Here is a 17,558-nt window from a genome sequence, read left to right on the forward strand (position 1 = left end):
CTCTTCGCGAGCAGGCTCGCTCCCACAATGATTTGCAGCACGCATGAGATTTTTTGGACAAAAAAAATCCCCGTATCTTTCGATACGAGGATTTTTAATATGGTCGGGGTAAGGGGATTCGAACTCCTGACATCCTGCTCCCAAAGCAGGCGCGCTACCGGACTGCGCTATACCCCGGTAAAAAAAAGGCACCTTTGAAAGGCGCCTTCTGCGAACAGAGCTTTTGGCGTCTGATCTTAAGATTCGATTCCAGCGTTAACTGGTTTCAAAAATGGTGGGTCGTGTGGGATTCGAACCTACGACCAATTGGTTAAAAGCCAACTGCTCTACCAACTGAGCTAACGACCCAAAAATGGTCGGGGTAAGGGGATTCGAACTCCTGACATCCTGCTCCCAAAGCAGGCGCGCTACCGGACTGCGCTATACCCCGGCTTGAAATTGGCTCCGTGACCAGGACTCGAACCTGGGACCCAATGATTAACAGTCATTTGCTCTACCGACTGAGCTATCACGGAACTACATATTTCAATTACAACATTTGAAGCTTTACTGCGTTCTCTTCGACCCGTTCGCATCGCTGCGTTCGTGTGTCTGAGGCGCGCTATTCTACAATCTTCAGCACCTCTGTCAACCCCCTAAATTGCTTTCAAGTTAATGATTTGCAACTTATTTTCGATTCCTGCTTTGGGAGCAGAAACCCTGGCGGGTGACTTACTGCGGGGCGCACTTTACAAGCCTTTTCCTTAGAGTTCAACAGCCTAGATGAAAAAAAGGCCTCGCAATGCGAGGCCTTTTCAATTTTGCTGCGGTTATGGATCAGACGAAGACGATTTCGTCGTTTTCTACAACGCCGTGAGCCACGTCGCCCGGCATGAATCGACCGGAAAGGATCAACTGCGCCAGCGGGTTCTCGATCCAGCGCTGGATGGCCCTCTTGAGCGGCCGTGCGCCGTACACCGGGTCGTAACCGACCGCGATCAGCTTGTCCATGGCCTCAGGGCTCAGTTCCAGCTTCAGTTCCCGCTCGGTCAGGCGACTGCGCAGACGACCCAACTGGATCTCGGTAATGCCAGCGATCTGATCCCGCGCCAATGGCTCGAAGATCACCACTTCGTCGACCCGGTTGATGAACTCCGGCCGGAAGTGGCTGGAAATCGCATCCATCACCGCAGCGCGCTGCGCCTCGCGATCACCTACCAGTTCCTGGATCTGCACCGAGCCGAGGTTGGAGGTCATGACGATCACGGTGTTCTTGAAGTCCACCGTGCGACCATGGCTGTCGGTCAAGCGACCATCTTCCAGCACCTGGAGCAAAATGTTGAACACATCCGGGTGCGCCTTCTCGACTTCGTCCATGAGGATCACCGAGTAAGGCTTGCGGCGCACCGCCTCGGTCAGGTAACCGCCCTCTTCATAACCGACGTAGCCTGGTGGCGCGCCGATCAGGCGAGCCACGGAATGCTTCTCCATGAACTCGGACATGTCGATCCGCACCATCGCCTCTTCAGTATCAAAGAGGAATTCGGCCAGCGCCTTGCACAGCTCGGTTTTACCGACACCGGTCGGGCCGAGGAACATGAACGAGCCGCTCGGGCGATTCGGGTCGGACAACCCGGCGCGGGAGCGCCGTACCGCGTTGGAAACGGCGACCACCGCTTCGTCCTGGCCGATCACACGCTGGTGCAACAGGCTTTCCATCTTCATCAGTTTTTCGCGCTCGCCCTCGAGCATTTTCGACACGGGAATGCCGGTCCATTTCGACACGACTTCGGCGATTTCCTCTTCGGTCACCTTGCTGCGCAGCAGCTGGTTTTCGCTCTTGCCATGCTGATCGACCATTTGCAGGCTGCGCTCCAGGTCCGGGATCACCCCGTACTGCAACTCGGCCATGCGGTTCAGGTCGCCTTTGCGGCGAGCGCTTTCCAGCTCCTGACGTGACTGTTCGATCTTCTGCTGGATCTGCGCCGAACCCTGCACCTCGGCTTTTTCCGAGTTCCAGATTTCTTCGAGATCCGAGTACTCACGCTCGAGACGCGCGATTTCTTCCTGGAGTTTTTCCAGGCGTTTCTTCGCCGCGTCGTCGCTTTCTTTCTTCAGCGCCTGGGATTCCACCTTCAGCTGAATCAGACGACGTTCCAGGCGGTCCAGCACCTCCGGCTTGGAGTCGATCTCCATGCGGATGCGGCTGGCGGCCTCGTCGATCAGGTCGATGGCCTTGTCCGGCAATTGCCGGTCAGTGATATAGCGATGGCTGAGTTTGGCCGCCGCAATGATCGCGCCATCGGTGATCGCCACCTTGTGGTGGACCTCGTAGCGCTCTTTCAGGCCACGCAGGATGGCGATGGTGTCTTCTTCGCTCGGCTCGTCCACCAGCACTTTCTGGAAGCGTCGCTCCAGGGCAGCGTCCTTCTCTATGTATTGGCGGTACTCGTTGAGCGTGGTGGCACCGACGCAATGCAGTTCACCACGCGCCAAGGCTGGCTTGAGCATATTGCCCGCATCCATCGAGCCCTCGCCTTTACCGGCGCCGACCATGGTGTGCAGTTCGTCGATGAACAAAATGATCTGCCCTTCCTGCTTCGACAGTTCATTGAGCAGGGATTTCAGGCGCTCTTCGAACTCGCCACGATACTTGGCACCGGCAATCAATGCCCCCATGTCCAGGGACAGCAGGCGCTTGCCCTTGAGACCATCGGGCACTTCGCCATTGATGATGCGCTGGGCCAGGCCTTCGGCGATGGCGGTTTTACCCACGCCAGGCTCACCGATCAGCACCGGGTTGTTCTTGGTGCGGCGTTGCAGCACCTGAATCGTCCGGCGAATCTCATCGTCACGGCCGATTACCGGATCGAGCTTGCCGTCTTCGGCACGCTTGGTCAGGTCGACGGTGTATTTGTCCAATGCCTGGCGCGCTTCCTCGTGGTTGGGGTCATTGACCGCCTCACCACCGCGCAGGTTGTTGATCGCGTTTTCCAGGGCTTTCTTGCTCACGCCCTGACCGAGCAACAGCTTGCCGATCTTGCTGTTCTCGTCCATGGCGGCGAGCAGCACCAGCTCACTGGAAATGAACTGGTCGCCCTTCTGCTGGGCCAGGCGATCGGCCTGGTTGAGCAGACGCGCCAGATCCTGCGACATATTCACGTCGCCGGTCGGATTCTGGATTTTCGGCAGCTGGTCGAGCTCTTTGGTCAGCTCTTTACGCAGGCTGTTGACGTCGAAGCCCACCTGCATCAGCAGGGGCTTGATCGAGCCGCCCTGTTGTTCGAGCAGAGCTTGCATCAAATGCGCCGGCTCGATGGCCGGATGATCGAGACCGACGGCCAGGGATTGGGCATCGGACAACGCTAACTGCAATTTGCTGGTTAAACGGTCTATACGCATGGGTCACCTTCCTTTTGAGCAGGCCGGACCTATAAAACATCCTGAATGAAGAAACCTGCCAGATAGCACAATAGATGTGGTCGATTCTGGGAGTTTCAAGCGTCGAGACGTTGATGCAGGTCAGGCAAGTCTAGCGGTCGAGCCAGATAAGGGAGGCAAATCGGCCGGTGCGGGACGCACGGCGGTAAGAAAAGAAGCGTGGATCGGTGACGGTGCAGAATCCGCCACCGTAGACAGCCGTGACACCACGCGCTGCCAGACGCAAGCGCGCCAGCGTGTAGATGTCGGCCATGAACTTGCCGGCGTTTTGACTCGGTGCAAAGGCGTTAGACGTTTCGGGCAACTGCTGAACGAAGGTTTCGCGCACTTCCGGGCCGACTTCAAACGCTTGCGGGCCAATGGCCGGGCCAAGCCAAACCAACACCTCGTCAGGTGGCACGGCCAGACTGTCGAGGGTGGCTTCCAGCACGCCCGCCGCCAACCCGCGCCAACCGGCATGTGCCGCTGCAACGCGAGTACCGGCACGGTCGCAAAACAGTACTGGCAGGCAATCGGCAGTCATCGCCGCACAGGCGATACCGGGAGTTGCCGTCCAACTGGCGTCGGCAGTCACCACCCGACTCGGGTCCGCATCCGCCACGACAATGCCGTGGACCTGCTGCAGCCAGGCCGGTTGAATGGAGAAGTGTTCGGTAAGGCGACGGCGGTTTTCGGCGACAGCTTCGGGGCTGTCGTCGACGTGATCGCCAAGATTGAGGCTGTCGAACGGCGCCAGACTGACGCCGCCCGCACGGGTGGTCACACAGGCTTTGACCCCGGCCGGCGCGGGCCAGTCAGGAATCAGCCAGTCACTCATCCGACAAACGCCTCGCGGTCTTGCTTGAGCAGGGTCAGCAACCAGACGAAGTCTTCCGGTAGCGGCGACTCCCAGCTCATGCGGATACCGGTGGTCGGGTGATCCAGCTCCAGGAACCGCGCATGCAGCGCCTGACGCGGGAAGTTCTTCAGCGACTCGACCATGGTCGGGTTGGCTGCCGGCGGAATCCGGAAACGACCGCCATAGGCAGGGTCTCCGACCAACGGGAAGTTGATGTGTGCCATGTGCACGCGAATCTGGTGCGTACGACCGGTTTCCAGTTTCACCCGCACGTGGGTGTGGGAACGGAAACGCTCGAGCACGCGGTAATGGCTGACGGCCTGCTTGCCACCTTCCATCACGGCCATGCGCTGGCGTTGCTGGCCATGACGACCGATTGGCGCGTTGATCTTGCCACCAGCCGTCACCACGCCGATCACGATGCACTCGTAGATCCGGCTGACGCTGCGGCTCTGCAACTGTGTCACCAGCTGCGTCTGCGCCTGAATGGTCTTGGCCACCACCATCAGACCGGTGGTGTCCTTGTCCAGGCGATGCACGATCCCGGCGCGGGGCACATTGATGATGTCCGGCACGTGATGCAGCAAGGCGTTGAGCAAGGTGCCATCAGCGTGGCCGGCGGCCGGATGCACCACCAGGCCCGCAGGCTTGTTGATCACCAGGATGTCGTCATCTTCATAGACGATGTCCAGCTCGATGTCTTGAGCGATCCATTCGCCCTGAGCTTCCTGCTCGGCAGTGAGTTCAAGAATGGCACCACCATGAACGATGTCTCGCGGGCGGATAACCGCCCCATCCACAGTCAGGCGGCCGTCTTTGATCCAGGCGGAAAGGCGCGAGCGCGAGTGCTCAGCGAATAATTGTGCGGCGACTTGATCGAGGCGTTGGCCGCCCAATTCGGACGGCACCTCTGCGCGAAGTTCAATTTTATCGGACATGCTCGGACTGGGCGTCGGCACAGCCTTTGGTTTCGGCTGCGCGCTTGTGGTTAAATACGGCGTCTTTTGCCCCGAGGCTATTCAACGGGGCGCTCATCATAACAGGACGGCCTCGCCCAAGACAGCGGCCGTCATAGGGACGCAAGCCGCCATGCAAGTGAAACACCTGCTGCTGATCGCCATCCTCGCATTGACCGCTGCTTGCTCTTCGAAGGAAGTCGTAGACGAAAACCTGAGCGAAGTCGAGTTGTACCAACAGGCTCAAGCCGATCTGGACAATAATAGCTACACCAGCGCCACTGCCAAGCTGAAGGCTCTGGAATCGCGCTATCCGTTCGGTCGTTATGCCGATCAGGCTCAACTGGAGCTGATCTACGCCAACTACAAGAACGCCGAACCGGAAGCCGCCAAGGCGGCCGCCGAGCGCTTCATTCGCCTGCACCCACAACATCCGAACGTCGATTACGCCTACTACCTCAAGGGCCTGACTTCGTTTGACCAGGACGTTGGCCTGCTGTCGCGCTTCCTGCCGCTGGACATGACCAAGCGTGACCCGGGCGCCGCTCGCGACTCCTACAACGAGTTCGCCCAGCTGACCAGCCGCTTCCCCAACAGCCGGTACTCGCCGGATGCCAAGCAGCGCATGATCTACCTGCGCAACCTGCTGGCAGCCTACGAAATCCACGTGGCCGACTACTACCTGACCCGCCAGGCCTATGTCGCCGCCGCGAACCGCGGTCGCTACGTGGTGGAAAACTTCCAGGAAACCCCTTCGGTCGGCGACGGCCTGGCGGTGATGACCGAGGCCTACCAGCGCCTGCACCTGGACGAACTGGCTGCCACCAGCCTCGAAACCCTGAAGCTCAACTACCCGAATCACCCAAGCCTGGTGGACGGTCAGTTCGTGCCGTCGATGGACGAAGCCGACAACCGTTCGTGGCTGAGCAAGGCGACTCTGGGCCTGATCGAATCCAGTGCTCCGCTGCCGCCGGGAGAAACCCGCGCCAACCAGGACGTGCAGAAGCAGTTCCAGGATGCCAAGGACGCGATTCCGAGCGAGCTCAAGCCTAAAGACAGCAATGGCGATGTGATCGAGGAAGAGGAACACGAAGCGGAAGGCAACAATGAAGACCGCTCGTGGTTCAGCTACATGACCTTCGGCGTATTCGACTGATACGACCGGCGGTGCATAAAGGGAGACTCTTGAGTCTCCCTTTTTTATTGCGCCGTTTTTATGCAATGCGAATACGCTGTGCGCCTGCCATGTCCTTGGCTAAACTGGCGATTCATCCGTCATAAAGCAGCTCACCATGCTTCGTTTATTATTCTGGATCGCAGTGATTGCCGCCGCTGTTTGGCTCTGGCGCAAGTACAAGGGCCAGGCTTCTGCACCCAAGTCCTCCGCCGAGCTGGAAGCAGCTCCCATGGTCCGCTGCGCCCATTGCGGCGTGCACCTGCCCCGCGACCGCGCACTAAGTCTTCAACAACAGTGGTATTGCAGCCAGGCTCACCTTGAGCAAGGCCCCGGTCCAAGTGATCGCTGAGACGTCCAGTCCCGGCGAAAAACAGGCCCAGCGACTGCTGCGTCTCTATCATCTCTACCGTTTAAGCATCGGCATCACCCTGGTGCTGCTGATTTCCAGCAACCTGGACAACCGGTTGCTGACGTTCGCCAATGACGACCTGCTGCGCAGCGGCAGCTGGTTGTATCTGGTGCTGAATATCCTGCTGGTGGTCTTCTTCGAGAACACCCGCCGCCCGGCGCAACTGTTCAGCCTGGCGCTGGTCGACGTCCTGCTGCTTTGCGCGTTGTTCTACGCCGGCGGCGGTGTAGCCAGCGCCATTGGCAACTTGCTGATCGTCTCGGTGGCTATCAGCAATACCTTGTTGCGAAGACGTATCGGCCTGCTGATTGCCGCCATCAGCGCACTTGGAATCCTGGGTTCAAGTTTCCTGCTGAATGTCAGCCATCGCGCCAGCCCCAACGATTATTTGCAGGTCGGCACCCTCGGCGTCCTGTGTTTTGCCGCCGCGCTGCTGGTCCAAGGCCTGATCCGACGACTGGAAGTCAGCGAAACCCTGGCGGAACAGAAGGCCAGCGAAGTCGTCGGCCTGGAAGCTCTCAATGCCCTGATCCTGCAACGCATGCGCACTGGCATCCTGGTGCTTGACGACCAATGGCGCGTGCAACTGGCCAATCATAGCGCCTTGACCCTGCTTGGCTGCGAGCGCCTCGAAGGCCGACGGATCGACGAACATGCCCCTTCCCTGGTCGAGCGTCTGCAACTGTGGATCAACAACCCGACGCTGCGCCCGCACAGCCTGAAAATCGCCAGCAGTGGCCTTGAGCTACAGCCGAGCTTCATTGCCCTGGACCCCAGCCCGCATCACCAGACCCTGGTCTTTCTCGAAGACCTCGCCCAGATCACCCAACAGGCTCAACAACTGAAACTCGCCGCCCTGGGCCGCTTGACCGCCGGTATCGCCCATGAAATCCGCAATCCGTTGGGTGCCATCAGTCACGCCGCGCAGCTATTGCGAGAATCGGAGGAACTGAATGCCGCGGACCGACGTCTGACGCAGATTATTCAAGACCACTCTCAACGCATGAATCGGGTTATCGAAAACGTCCTGCAACTGTCCCGCCGCCAGCAAACCGTGGCCCAACGACTCGACTTGAAGCCGTGGCTGGAACAGTTCGTGACGGCAACTCGCGAGCAGGCGACCGAGCGCCAGAAGATCCATCTACGCATTGTTCCCGGTGACTTCAAGACTTTGATGGACCCGAACCAGCTGGAGCAGATTCTCGACAATCTGGTACGCAATGCATGGCGCCACAGCGCCCTGAACCACGACCAGGCACAGGTCTGGCTTGAGTTGTTCACCGATCCCGACAGCCAGCTGCCGATCCTCGAAATCCTCGACGACGGCCCCGGCGTAGCCCCGGAGCATCAAGCGCAATTATTCGAGCCTTTCTTCACCACCAGCCACCAGGGCACTGGCCTGGGGCTTTACCTGTCCCGTGAGCTGTGCGAAAGCAACCAGGCCCGCCTGGACTTCAAATCACGCCAAGGCGGCGGCTGCTTTCGCATCACCTTTGCTCACGGACGCAAACAAGGTTGAACATGAGCCCACGGCAAAAAGTCCTGATCGTCGACGACGAACCGGACATCCGCGAACTCCTGGAAATCACCCTGGGACGGATGAAACTCGATACCTACAGCGCCCGCAACGCTGGCGAGGCCCTGTCCCTGCTCCAGCGCGAGACGTTCGACCTGTGCCTGACCGACATGCGCTTGCCGGACGGCAGCGGCCTCGAGCTGGTGCAACACATCCAGCAACGCTACCCCCAAGTCCCGGTGGCCATGATTACGGCCTACGGCAACCTCGACACGGCGATCAATGCGCTGAAGGCCGGTGCGTTCGATTTTCTGACCAAGCCGGTAGACCTGACCCGCCTGCGGGAACTGGTGACCAGTGCCTTGTTGCTGCCCGCCCCTGGCACCGCCATCGATCGCCGCTTGCTGGGCGACTCGCTACCCATGCGCAATCTGCGCAAGCAGATCGACAAATTGGCCCGCAGCCAGGCACCGGTGTACATCAGTGGCGAGTCCGGCAGTGGCAAGGAACTGGTCGCCCGCCTGATTCATGAGCGAGGACCACGGGCCAACCAACCCTTTGTCCCGGTCAATTGCGGCGCGATTCCGACGGAGCTGATGGAGAGCGAGTTTTTCGGCCATCGCAAAGGCAGCTTCAGCGGCGCCATCGAGGACAAACCCGGATTGTTCCAGGCGGCCCACGGCGGCACCCTGTTTCTTGACGAAGTGGCAGACCTGCCTCTGCCGATGCAAGTCAAACTGCTGCGGGCCATCCAGGAGAAAGCTGTACGCAGCGTCGGTGGGCAACAGGAGATGGTGGTCGATGTGCGCATACTGTGCGCTACTCACAAAGACCTTGGCGCCGAAGTCGCTGCTGAACGTTTTCGCCAGGACTTGTACTACCGCCTGAACGTGATCGAGCTATGCGTTCCACCTTTGCGCGAACGCCGTGACGACATCGAGCCGCTGGCCAGCCACGTGCTCCAGCGCCTGGCTGCAGACACTGGGCAGCCCGCGGCAAAACTCCACCCCAATGCCCTCGACGCCCTGAAAAGCTACCGTTTCCCGGGCAATGTGCGGGAGCTGGAGAACATGCTCGAACGGGCTCACACCTTATGCGAAAACCAGCAGATCGAGGCCAGCGACCTGCGCCTGGCCGAAGGTAACTGTGCCGCCGAAGCGGGCGTGCCGGACCTCACGCAGATCGATAACCTGGAAGCGTACCTGGAAAACGTTGAACGCCAACTGCTTCTCCAGGCGCTGGAAGAGACCCGCTGGAACCGCACGGCGGCGGCTCAGCGGTTGAATCTGTCGTTCAGGTCGATGCGCTACAGGCTGAAAAAATTAGGGTTGGATTGAGGGCCTCTTCGCGAGCAGGCTCGCTCCCACAGTTGATCGCATTCCACTGTGGGAGCGAGCCTGCTCGCGAAGGCCATCTGACAGACGCCAGATCTTTCCAGGTTAGATCCGCCCAGCCGGCGCATACGGTGCCGGATCAATGATCGGCGCCCTTCCCAACATCACATCGGAAAACAATTGGCAGGACGCTGGCGCCAGTACCAACCCGTTGCGGTAGTGCCCGCAATTGAGCCAGAGACCGTCAAACCCCGGCACCCGGCCAATGTAGGGAATGCCCTCCGGCGAGCCTGGCCGCAACCCGGCCCAATGCCCCACCACCTCGGCGTCGGCCAGCGCCGGAATCAACTCCACGGCCGAGGCCTTGAGGCTTTCCAGTGCCGATTCGGTAGGCGTCTTGTCGTACCCTTCATGCTCCAGGGTACTGCCAATCAGGATGTGTCCATCGCGCCGGGGAATCGCATAACGCCCTTTGGCCAGCACCATGCTCGGCAGGAAGTCCGCCGCGCACTTGTAGAGGATCATCTGCCCTTTCACCGGTTCGACCGGCAACTCAAGACCCAGGCTCTTGAGCAAATCGCCGCTCCAGGCGCCAGCGGTCAGGACCACTTGATCGCCATGGATCGCGCCTGTGGAGGTCTGCACACCGACTATTTTTTCATCCTGATGAATAAACCCGCTGACTTCGCACTGCTCATGAATTGTCACGTTCGGCAGCGCCTGCAATGCCGCCTTGAGCGACTTCACCAGCCGTGGATTGCGCACGTTGGCCACGTCGGCCATGTAGATCGCTCGAGAAAAGCTACCACCGAGCACCGGCACCGCATCGTGGGCCGCCGAGATATCCACAGCCCGCAGCGGACGGCCCTCGCGCGCGGCCCAGGCCAGCGCCTCGGCTTCATCGTCCAGGTCCAGCCAGTACAGGCCTGTGGTGTGCACCTCGGGATCAATTCCGGTAGCAGCAAACAAGCGCTCGCCCAGCTGTGGATAAAAATCCTGGGACCAATGCGCCAGCGCGGTCACCGCAGGGCTGTAGCGCCATGGATAGAGCGGAGAAACGATGCCGCCGCCCGCCCAGGACGACTCCTGGCCGACGTTCGATCGATCCAGCAGCACAATACTCTTCACTTGGGACGCGAGATTGAATGCCGTCAGCAGGCCGATTACCCCTCCACCGACGATCACCACTTGCTGTTGCCTGGTCATGTTCTGATCCAACCGTTAAATAGACAGAGGCGCAAAGAGCGCCGGAAAAGAAAACTCAGCGACCCCAGCAATCCTTGGTGGTCAGGCCGGCCGTAGCATTGACCATGCTTCTGACACCGGTGTTGGTGAGGGTGAAATCACCACACTTGTCAGTGGCCATGGCGCTACCGCTCTTGCGTGTTGCCGTCAGCAGGAACGTCTGGTCGGTCAGGGTCGGCGTGATGCTGTAGTAGTCGTTGCCGGCGCTCAGGCCGGTGGCATTGGTGTAGACGTTAGTCTTCGAATAGTAGCGCTCGAGGATCTGCGCCTGTTCGGAGAGCAGACCGGCGACTTCGGTGCGACGACCCTTTTTCACGTACTCGGTGAGGCTCGGATAGCCAATTGTGATGACGATCCCGATGATCGCAATCACGATCATGATTTCGATCAGGGTAAAACCGCGGTTGGATCTGCGCATGCCTCAACTCTCACTTACTGTATTTGTCGCCACATGATGCGACGGCTGCCGCCGCCGGATTTTTCCACCAGCGTGGTGATACCGCCACTGGAATCGTTCACGATCTTGCGGGTCGCGCCATTGACGATGGCGTTCAGGGTCGGAATCCCGCCGGTAAAGACAACGCCGCTGGACAGCGTGTCGGTGCTGTCGACCACACCGTCGCCGTTGGTGTCGAGCACTGCGTAATTGAGCATCTTACCGCTGAACGCATCGAGTTCGACCAGTTTGCCGGTACCAAAGCTGGCGCAAGGGTCCGTGGTATCCACGTTTGCCGTGGTAAAGACGATCCGTCCAAGCACCAGACTGGCCTGGTTGATCACCCGCTCACCGGCCAGCGCGCTGTTATACAGCAGTGGCAAGTACCACCCCTTCTCTGCCGGGTAGGTCACGTCGTTCTGGCTGGTGGTGATGAACTGCCCCGAACTTCCCGAAAACACCCCGGTCACCGCCTGAGCCTGCAGACTGGAGGTGGTGATCTGCCCGGAGCCACCGTCCGCGTCCCACACCGCGTAGAACGCCTGCAGGTCCTTGTTGGTCTTGTCCGCCGTCTCGTTGAATTTCCCTGTGCCGAAAAACACCACCTTGCCACCCAGGGCATTGTCCGCCAGCAACGGCTGCGCGGTGATTGGCTGGGTTGCGCCGCCGGCGGCGGTAAACAACGGCTTGCCGGCAAATGCCAGGCCCCAGGTGTCCGGGGTGGCGCCACTGAGATCAAACTTCCAGAGCCGTCCCTTGAGATCGCCGCCATAAGCAGCCTGCACCACATTCTGCGAGTTCACCTTGAGTTTCACCGAAGACAACCCGTTAGTGGTTTCGCTGCTGTCGATCACGATTTTCTTGATCAGGCTGCCGTCGCGAATGTCCACCACGTACAACGCCGCCACCCCTGAATTGCTGCCATAGCCGTTGGATATGAACGCCGCCCAGCGTCCATCCGCCAAGCGTGCCACCTCCGGACGGGCGTAGGCATAACCCAGATCATTGAAAGCGTTCGCCGCACTGGCAGCGGCAGGCGCGCTGATTTCCCACAAAGCCCTCGTAACATTCCCGGCCGACGCGTCGAACAGCTGCAGCGCATAGAAAGTTCGCCCGCCCGCCCCTGTTCCGCCCAGTGCGAGGGTTTTCCAGGCACTGTTCAACTGAGCATCGAACACGCCCACCTGCCCATCCACCAGAAACTTGTGGCTGACGCCATTGATGTAGGTGGTATCGGCGATGTAACGCAAAGACGGCACCACGCTGGAAGGCATGTAGGCGTAGCGCCGGGCACCGTTGCCGGTATTGATGACGCTGACGAACCCGTCGTTGGCGTTGACCACCAGACTGGCATTCATGTTCGCCGCCTTGGTGGCCAGGTAAGTGCTGTAGGTGGTGTCCCCCGACAAGTCCGATGCGGTTTTATCCGCAGGTGCCGCGAGGACTAGCGGTGAGTTGACGATATCGCCCAGCAACACACTGCGCACTTTCAGGCCGGTCTTGTTGGTGCCCTTGCTCCACTCCACCAGATCGCTGCCCGTAATACCGCTGGGCATGCCCTGGTTGAGAACGGCTTGCTGGGCCGCGGACAAGTTGGCGAAGGCCAATGTCACGACGCTGTTGGTCTGGCTGTTCCATGATTGATAGGTCGGTGCCGTAGCGCCCGGCACGATGGCGGTATCGGTGGACCACAGCACCGATGCGCTATTGACCGCGCCACTGGCGGTGAAGCCGTAGGACTTGATCGTGCCACGCCAGTCCTTGGGGTCGTAACTGGTCTGGAAATAGCGGGTGTCGCTGGCGACACCACTGCCGCCGGAGCCGGCCTTGGAAGTCATGCCGCTCAGGGTAGAGGACAGCGCCGGGGACAGCGCCGCGGTGCACAACAAGGGCGAGTCCGATGGCGTGAAGGCATAGGCCGGCGCTGCCAGGTACAAGGCGCAAATGGCACCACTCAACAACCGCCACAGCTGCGCGCGCCTTTCAATACTTCGCATAAATGCTCTCCACCACACTGCGCGAGCTGCCCGCAATGCCCACGGAGGTCACCCGGTACAACGTTGCCGAGGTGTTGCTCGGCACGTTCACCGCCGTCAAGGTGGTGCCAATGTTCTGCACGCCGTAGAAACCGTTGCCGGACGCGATCCAGGTCACCCCCGAGGTGGAATTGAACCCGGCCGCCTTGAGGGTCGCCGATTCGGCAGGCGGTGCGCACTGGGTCGTGCCGCTGCACACTGGCAACGAATAACTGTCGAGCTGCACCGCGCTTTCACCGACGCGCAAAACCGCTTCGGCGCCCTGGAATGACTGATTGCGCAAGCTCAGGCTACCGGCCATTTTTTCCTGCAGGGTGGCGTTTTGCATTGATGAAATGCCGATCAGCGTCAACAGCAACAGGAACACCAGGCTGACCAGCAGCGCCATGCCGCGCTGGGAACCAGGGGATACACTCATCGGCCCTCCCTTCATGGCAAGCGGTTGCGCAGGGCGGCAACCACGTTGAAGGTTTGGTTGCCCACCCGATTGTTCGGGTCAGTGAGGGTCAGGCTCAGGCGTACGCTGCGGATGCGCGCCGGGTCCGACGGGTTGCTGCTGTAACTGGAAGCCGCCGAATCGGAAGCCGAGCTGGCGAGGCCGAAGCTCACGTTGAAGGCACTGACGTTATCCACCAGCACTTGCTGGGGCGGCGTCCCTCTCCCGGCACCCAGCGTCAGCTGACCGTTCTTCAAGCTGTAGATCAATCGCCGGATGGGAAATGCCAGTTGCCCCGAAGCAGGTGCGCGCAAGTCGGAATAAGCCGTCGCGCTGTTTCGACAATCGGAAACCACCGTCCAGGCCGGCGTCCCGCCATTATTGCCGACGTCCGCCGTCACCAGGATCAGCCTGAGACTGGCGTTGTCCCAACTGATCGGCGTTATCTGGCTGGCATTGAAGTCACTCGCAGTGCTGGCATCGGTGATCGTCCCCAGGCAGCCGAACATGCCGACCATGCGGATTTCCTGAATCATTTTGCTCAGCACGAAACGCGCGTCCTCCTGCATGGCCGCGGCGGCATTCTGGCTGATGTAAGTGTTTTTCGCGGCGATGAAAACCTGCACCACACCCAACACCACGACCAGGCTCAACGCCAGGGCGATCAGCAACTCGATGAGGCCGAACCCCCGATTGAAGCGGCTCATGGCGTCGCCACCGGGTCGACGGTGGCGCGGCTGCTGAGGACGAAACTGCGCCGTGAGTTGGCGCTGTTGGCGGCCCGCGAGTCATCCCAGGTAATGGTGATGGTGTATACCCGGTGACTCAGGGAGATGCTGCCGGTCGCCGTGGCGCCTCCGAAATTGACAATGTTATTGGTGAAATCGTAGAGGTCCTGATCCCGTACGACGTTCAGATTGCCCGAGGTTGGCGGTGTAACGGTGTAATCGGCGGCAGCATTGGCGCGAATGCGGTCCATCATGTCGTAGGCGATAAAACTGGCCTGGCTGGTCATGCGCGCACTGTCGGTGTACTTCAAGGCATTCAATTGAAAGGCCGCCGCACCCAACAGGCCCACGCCCAGAATCAGCAACGCCACCAGGACTTCAATCAGCGTCATGCCCTCCTGGGCACGCTTGCTCCATGAACTCATCCGCAACTTCCACCCAATAGAATTCGTCCGTTCAAACACACATTCAGCGTCCTGCTTTGCGTTCCGAGCACATAGCTGATCACCACTGCCGTGGAGGGTGACGACAGCCCGCCCAGATTATTGAAATCGATGGCTGTCACACCTGAGGTTAGCGTCAGAGTCGCGCCGCTGCTCATCGCTGGAACAACCCGCAATACATTGGCCGGGGTGCCCGTACCGTCATAGACCGACAACTCCCCGGTCCAAACGCTCCCACCCACCGTGGGTCGTACCCGGATGGTCACACCTCGGTCGATGGCTTCCAGCCTGGCGTAGTTCAGGCCACGCTGCAGATCCCCCATCTCGGTGTCGGCCTTGGTGCCTTGTGTCGAACGGGTAAACGCCGGGACCGCCAGGGTGATCAGGACCAGAAAGATCGCCAGCGCGACCAACAACTCGATCAGCGTGAAACCTTTTGTACGATGATCCATCGTTGCCCTCCGTTGCCGTCGGCTATACCTGCTTCAACACGCTAGAACATTCCAGGGAGGAAAATCTCATGCGTGAGCAAGGTTTCAGTCTGATCGAATTGCTTATGGGACTCGCGATTGTCGGGATTGTTCTGCACCTGGTCAGTCCGGCATTCGCTGCCGTCACGGAAGCGAATTATCGCGAGGAAGCGGCGAGGTCGCTTTTTAGCGGCATACGCACAGCAAGAACCGAGGCCATTACACGCAATCAGACCATCGTTATTCACGGCATCAACAATGACTGGGCCCAAGGCTGGCGGATGATTCTGGATATCAATGGCAAGGGACATGAGGACAGCAGCAATCCGCTGCTTTTCGAACGCCAGAGCAGTGCTCGGGTGCCTGTTGTGGGCAATCGACCGGTCATGAGTTTTGTCAGGTTCAGCGGCCTGGGTGAGCCACTGCTACCAAGCGGAGCTTTTCAAGCGGGGACATTACACATTTGCTCAACCCGTGAACCGTTGAGCCAATACCAAGTGGTACTGGCCCGTACCGGCCTCGTCAGCCTGCGCAGCAAAAAGACTGAACAGGCGCTATGTGTAGGTGGTGAAGACTCAGAGCAAGGAGCGAACGCGTAGTTCTTTGGGCATGGAGAACGTGATGTTCTCTTCACGACCGGCCAACTCATCGGCACCGGTAGCGCCCCAGGCCTGCAACTGCTGAATCACGCCACGCACCAGGACTTCCGGAGCGGAAGCGCCGGCGGTGATGCCGATCCGCTCGACACCGTCGAACCAGCTCTTTTCCAGGTCCTCGGCACCATCGATCAGGTAGGCCGGGGTAGCCATGCGCTCTGCCAGTTCGCGCAGGCGATTGGAGTTGGAGCTGTTCGGACTGCCGACCACCAGCACCACATCGCATTCGTCGGCCAGCTGCTTGACGGCGTCCTGGCGGTTTTGCGTGGCGTAGCAGATGTCGTCCTTGCGCGGGCCGCCGATGGCCGGGAAACGCGTACGCAATGCGTCTATGACGCGACTGGTATCGTCCATGGACAAGGTCGTCTGGGTGACGAACGCCAGTTTCTCCGGGTTGTGCACCTGCAGTTCGGCGACATCCTTTTCGTCTTCGACCAGATAGATTGCACCACCGTTGCTGGCATCATACTGGCCCATGGTGCCTTCGACTTCCGGGTGACCGGCGTGGCCGATGAGGATGCATTCACGACCATCACGGCTGTAACGGGCGACTTCGATGTGCACCTTGGTGACCAGCGGGCACGTGGCGTCGAACACTTTCAGGCCACGGCCGGCGGCTTCGGTACGTACGGCCTGGGACACGCCGTGGGCACTGAAGATCACGATCACGTCGTCCGGCACCTGATCCAGTTCCTCGACGAAAATCGCCCCGCGGTTACGCAGGTCTTCGACGACGAACTTGTTGTGGACCACTTCGTGGCGCACATAGATCGGCGGCCCGAAGACCTCCAGGGCGCGGTTGACGATTTCGATTGCCCGGTCAACACCGGCGCAGAAGCCACGGGGATTGGCGAGTTTGATTTGCATGCTGTGCCTCGTGTCTTGCGCGCGAAAACAATGAAAAACCAAACTGTGGGAGCGAGCCTGCTCGCGAAAGCGGTGTATCAGTCAACATTTATGCTGAATGTGATGACGCTTTCGCGAGCAGGCTCGCTCCCACAGTGGACCGCATTGGGTCAGTTACAGCGCCTTGACGGAAATGATTTCCACGTCAAAGGTCAGCGTCTTGCCAGCCAGCGGATGATTGAAGTCGATGGTCACTTGCGCGTCGTCGAACTCTTTGACCACACCCGGCAATTCAGTATTGGCCGCATCGTTGAAGATCACCAGCAAACCTGGCGACAGGTCCATGTCCTGGAACTGTGAGCGCGGGATGATCTGCACGTTTTGCGGGTTGGGCTGGCCGAATGCGTTTTCCGGCTCGATGCTCAGGGTACGCTTGTCGCCCGCCTTGAAACCGAACAGCGCCACTTCGAAACCTGGAAGCAGGTTGCCATCACCGACCTTGAAGGTCGCCGGGGCCTTGTCGAAGGTGCTGTCCACTGTGTCGCCGTTCTCTAGGCGCAATGCGAAATGCAAGGTGACTTCCGTGTTCTGGCCGATGCGTTGCTCAGCCAA

Annotated in this window: 16 protein-coding genes, 4 tRNA genes and 1 pseudogene; 5 read left to right on the forward strand and 16 right to left on the reverse strand. The window is 59.8% G+C overall.

The features are described 5' to 3' along the window. Positions 1-100: 100 nt before the first annotated feature. From ACA054_RS27820 to rluD, 7 genes are all read right to left on the reverse strand, one after another. A tRNA-Pro gene (locus ACA054_RS27820) sits at positions 101-177 on the reverse strand. A 95-nt stretch (positions 178-272) separates the two neighbouring features. Beyond that, positions 273-348, reverse strand: a tRNA-Lys gene (locus ACA054_RS27825). Positions 349-353: 5 nt separating this feature from the next. Next, positions 354-430, reverse strand: a tRNA-Pro gene (locus tag ACA054_RS27830). A gap of 9 nt (positions 431-439) precedes the next feature. Further along, positions 440-515 (reverse strand) — tRNA-Asn (locus ACA054_RS27835). A 301-nt stretch (positions 516-816) separates the two neighbouring features. Continuing rightward, on the reverse strand, positions 817-3,381 hold the full coding sequence (clpB, locus tag ACA054_RS27840) for an ATP-dependent chaperone ClpB (RefSeq protein WP_497687060.1): 2,565 nt from the start codon (positions 3,379-3,381) through the stop codon (positions 817-819). Positions 3,382-3,511: 130 nt separating this feature from the next. Further along, the gene (pgeF, locus tag ACA054_RS27845) at positions 3,512-4,237 is read right to left on the reverse strand and encodes a peptidoglycan editing factor PgeF (RefSeq protein ID WP_497687061.1); all 726 of its coding nucleotides are present in this window, start codon (positions 4,235-4,237) and stop codon (positions 3,512-3,514) included. Further along, positions 4,234-5,196 (reverse strand): 23S rRNA pseudouridine(1911/1915/1917) synthase RluD, encoded by a 963-nt coding sequence (gene rluD / locus ACA054_RS27850; protein ID WP_497687062.1) that lies wholly within the window; start codon positions 5,194-5,196, stop codon positions 4,234-4,236. Before rluD ends, pgeF begins: the two co-directional genes overlap by 4 nt. Positions 5,197-5,347: 151 nt before the next feature. Between rluD and ACA054_RS27855 the strand changes: the two genes are divergently transcribed. The 4 genes from ACA054_RS27855 to ACA054_RS27870 all read left to right on the forward strand — a co-directional run bounded on the left by ACA054_RS27855 (position 5,348) and on the right by ACA054_RS27870 (position 9,653). After that, positions 5,348-6,370: an outer membrane protein assembly factor BamD gene (locus ACA054_RS27855; protein WP_497687063.1), complete on the forward strand. Its 1,023-nt coding sequence runs from the start codon at positions 5,348-5,350 to the stop codon at positions 6,368-6,370. Between the two features lie 136 nt (positions 6,371-6,506). After that, a complete protein-coding gene (locus tag ACA054_RS27860; protein WP_497687064.1) occupies positions 6,507-6,740 on the forward strand; it encodes a PP0621 family protein in 234 nt (77 codons plus the stop codon). Next, the gene (locus ACA054_RS27865; protein WP_497687065.1) at positions 6,730-8,319 is read left to right on the forward strand and encodes a sensor histidine kinase; all 1,590 of its coding nucleotides are present in this window, start codon (positions 6,730-6,732) and stop codon (positions 8,317-8,319) included. The genes ACA054_RS27860 and ACA054_RS27865 overlap by 11 nt, the downstream gene beginning before the upstream one ends. Positions 8,320-8,321: 2 nt before the next feature. Continuing rightward, a complete protein-coding gene (locus ACA054_RS27870) occupies positions 8,322-9,653 on the forward strand; it encodes a sigma-54-dependent transcriptional regulator (protein ID WP_497687066.1) in 1,332 nt (443 codons plus the stop codon). A 102-nt stretch (positions 9,654-9,755) separates the two neighbouring features. Here ACA054_RS27870 and thiO read toward each other — a convergent pair whose 3' ends face one another. From thiO to ACA054_RS27905, 7 genes and pseudogenes are all read right to left on the reverse strand, one after another. Further along, positions 9,756-10,856 (reverse strand): glycine oxidase ThiO, encoded by a 1,101-nt coding sequence (gene thiO, locus ACA054_RS27875; protein WP_497687067.1) that lies wholly within the window; start codon positions 10,854-10,856, stop codon positions 9,756-9,758. A 55-nt stretch (positions 10,857-10,911) separates the two neighbouring features. Then, positions 10,912-11,313 (reverse strand): type IV pilin protein, encoded by a 402-nt coding sequence (locus ACA054_RS27880; RefSeq protein WP_497687068.1) that lies wholly within the window; start codon positions 11,311-11,313, stop codon positions 10,912-10,914. 14 nt (positions 11,314-11,327) lie between these two features. Beyond that, positions 11,328-13,211 (reverse strand): annotated as a pseudogene (locus ACA054_RS27885) (pilus assembly protein); the annotation flags it as partial. 103 nt (positions 13,212-13,314) lie between these two features. Continuing rightward, positions 13,315-13,785 carry a pilus assembly PilX family protein gene (locus ACA054_RS27890; protein WP_497687069.1) on the reverse strand — a complete coding sequence of 157 codons (471 nt, stop codon included), beginning with the start codon at positions 13,783-13,785 and terminating at the stop codon, positions 13,315-13,317. Between the two features lie 11 nt (positions 13,786-13,796). Then, positions 13,797-14,510 carry a prepilin-type N-terminal cleavage/methylation domain-containing protein gene (locus tag ACA054_RS27895; protein WP_497687070.1) on the reverse strand — a complete coding sequence of 238 codons (714 nt, stop codon included), beginning with the start codon at positions 14,508-14,510 and terminating at the stop codon, positions 13,797-13,799. Then, on the reverse strand, positions 14,507-14,956 hold the full coding sequence (gene pilV / locus ACA054_RS27900; protein WP_497687071.1) for a type IV pilus modification protein PilV: 450 nt from the start codon (positions 14,954-14,956) through the stop codon (positions 14,507-14,509). The genes ACA054_RS27895 and pilV overlap by 4 nt, the downstream gene beginning before the upstream one ends. Further along, positions 14,953-15,426, reverse strand: a complete 474-nt coding sequence (locus ACA054_RS27905) for a GspH/FimT family pseudopilin (RefSeq protein ID WP_497687072.1) — start codon at positions 15,424-15,426, stop codon at positions 14,953-14,955. Before ACA054_RS27905 ends, pilV begins: the two co-directional genes overlap by 4 nt. 68 nt (positions 15,427-15,494) lie before the next feature. Here ACA054_RS27905 and ACA054_RS27910 point away from each other — a divergent pair, with 68 nt between their 5' ends. Further along, on the forward strand, positions 15,495-16,043 hold the full coding sequence (locus tag ACA054_RS27910) for a GspH/FimT family pseudopilin (protein WP_497687073.1): 549 nt from the start codon (positions 15,495-15,497) through the stop codon (positions 16,041-16,043). On the opposite strand, the gene ispH is transcribed toward ACA054_RS27910, so the two are convergent. Together ispH and fkpB are read right to left on the reverse strand one after the other, a co-directional pair. Then, positions 16,020-16,967 (reverse strand): 4-hydroxy-3-methylbut-2-enyl diphosphate reductase, encoded by a 948-nt coding sequence (gene ispH / locus ACA054_RS27915; RefSeq protein WP_497636636.1) that lies wholly within the window; start codon positions 16,965-16,967, stop codon positions 16,020-16,022. The two genes, ACA054_RS27910 and ispH, sit on opposite strands and share 24 nt — an antisense overlap. A gap of 153 nt (positions 16,968-17,120) precedes the next feature. Then, entirely contained in the window at positions 17,121-17,558 is a 438-nt protein-coding gene (gene fkpB / locus ACA054_RS27920; protein WP_497690386.1) for an FKBP-type peptidyl-prolyl cis-trans isomerase, read from the reverse strand.

This window comes from Pseudomonas sp. LBUM1653, assembly GCF_059716115.1.

Coding starts and splice junctions, on each gene's coding strand:
- clpB (WP_497687060.1), bottom strand. CDS start 3,381: ATGCGTATAGACCGTTTAACCAGCAAATTGCAGTTAGCGTTGTCCGAT.
- pgeF (WP_497687061.1), bottom strand. CDS start 4,237: ATGAGTGACTGGCTGATTCCTGACTGGCCCGCGCCGGCCGGGGTCAAA.
- rluD (WP_497687062.1), bottom strand. CDS start 5,196: ATGTCCGATAAAATTGAACTTCGCGCAGAGGTGCCGTCCGAATTGGGC.
- ACA054_RS27855 (WP_497687063.1), top strand. CDS start 5,348: ATGCAAGTGAAACACCTGCTGCTGATCGCCATCCTCGCATTGACCGCT.
- ACA054_RS27860 (WP_497687064.1), top strand. CDS start 6,507: ATGCTTCGTTTATTATTCTGGATCGCAGTGATTGCCGCCGCTGTTTGG.
- ACA054_RS27870 (WP_497687066.1), top strand. CDS start 8,322: ATGAGCCCACGGCAAAAAGTCCTGATCGTCGACGACGAACCGGACATC.
- thiO (WP_497687067.1), bottom strand. CDS start 10,856: ATGACCAGGCAACAGCAAGTGGTGATCGTCGGTGGAGGGGTAATCGGC.
- ACA054_RS27880 (WP_497687068.1), bottom strand. CDS start 11,313: ATGCGCAGATCCAACCGCGGTTTTACCCTGATCGAAATCATGATCGTG.
- ACA054_RS27890 (WP_497687069.1), bottom strand. CDS start 13,785: ATGAGTGTATCCCCTGGTTCCCAGCGCGGCATGGCGCTGCTGGTCAGC.
- ACA054_RS27895 (WP_497687070.1), bottom strand. CDS start 14,510: ATGAGCCGCTTCAATCGGGGGTTCGGCCTCATCGAGTTGCTGATCGCC.
- pilV (WP_497687071.1), bottom strand. CDS start 14,956: ATGAGTTCATGGAGCAAGCGTGCCCAGGAGGGCATGACGCTGATTGAA.
- ACA054_RS27905 (WP_497687072.1), bottom strand. CDS start 15,426: ATGGATCATCGTACAAAAGGTTTCACGCTGATCGAGTTGTTGGTCGCG.
- ACA054_RS27910 (WP_497687073.1), top strand. CDS start 15,495: ATGCGTGAGCAAGGTTTCAGTCTGATCGAATTGCTTATGGGACTCGCG.
- ispH (WP_497636636.1), bottom strand. CDS start 16,967: ATGCAAATCAAACTCGCCAATCCCCGTGGCTTCTGCGCCGGTGTTGAC.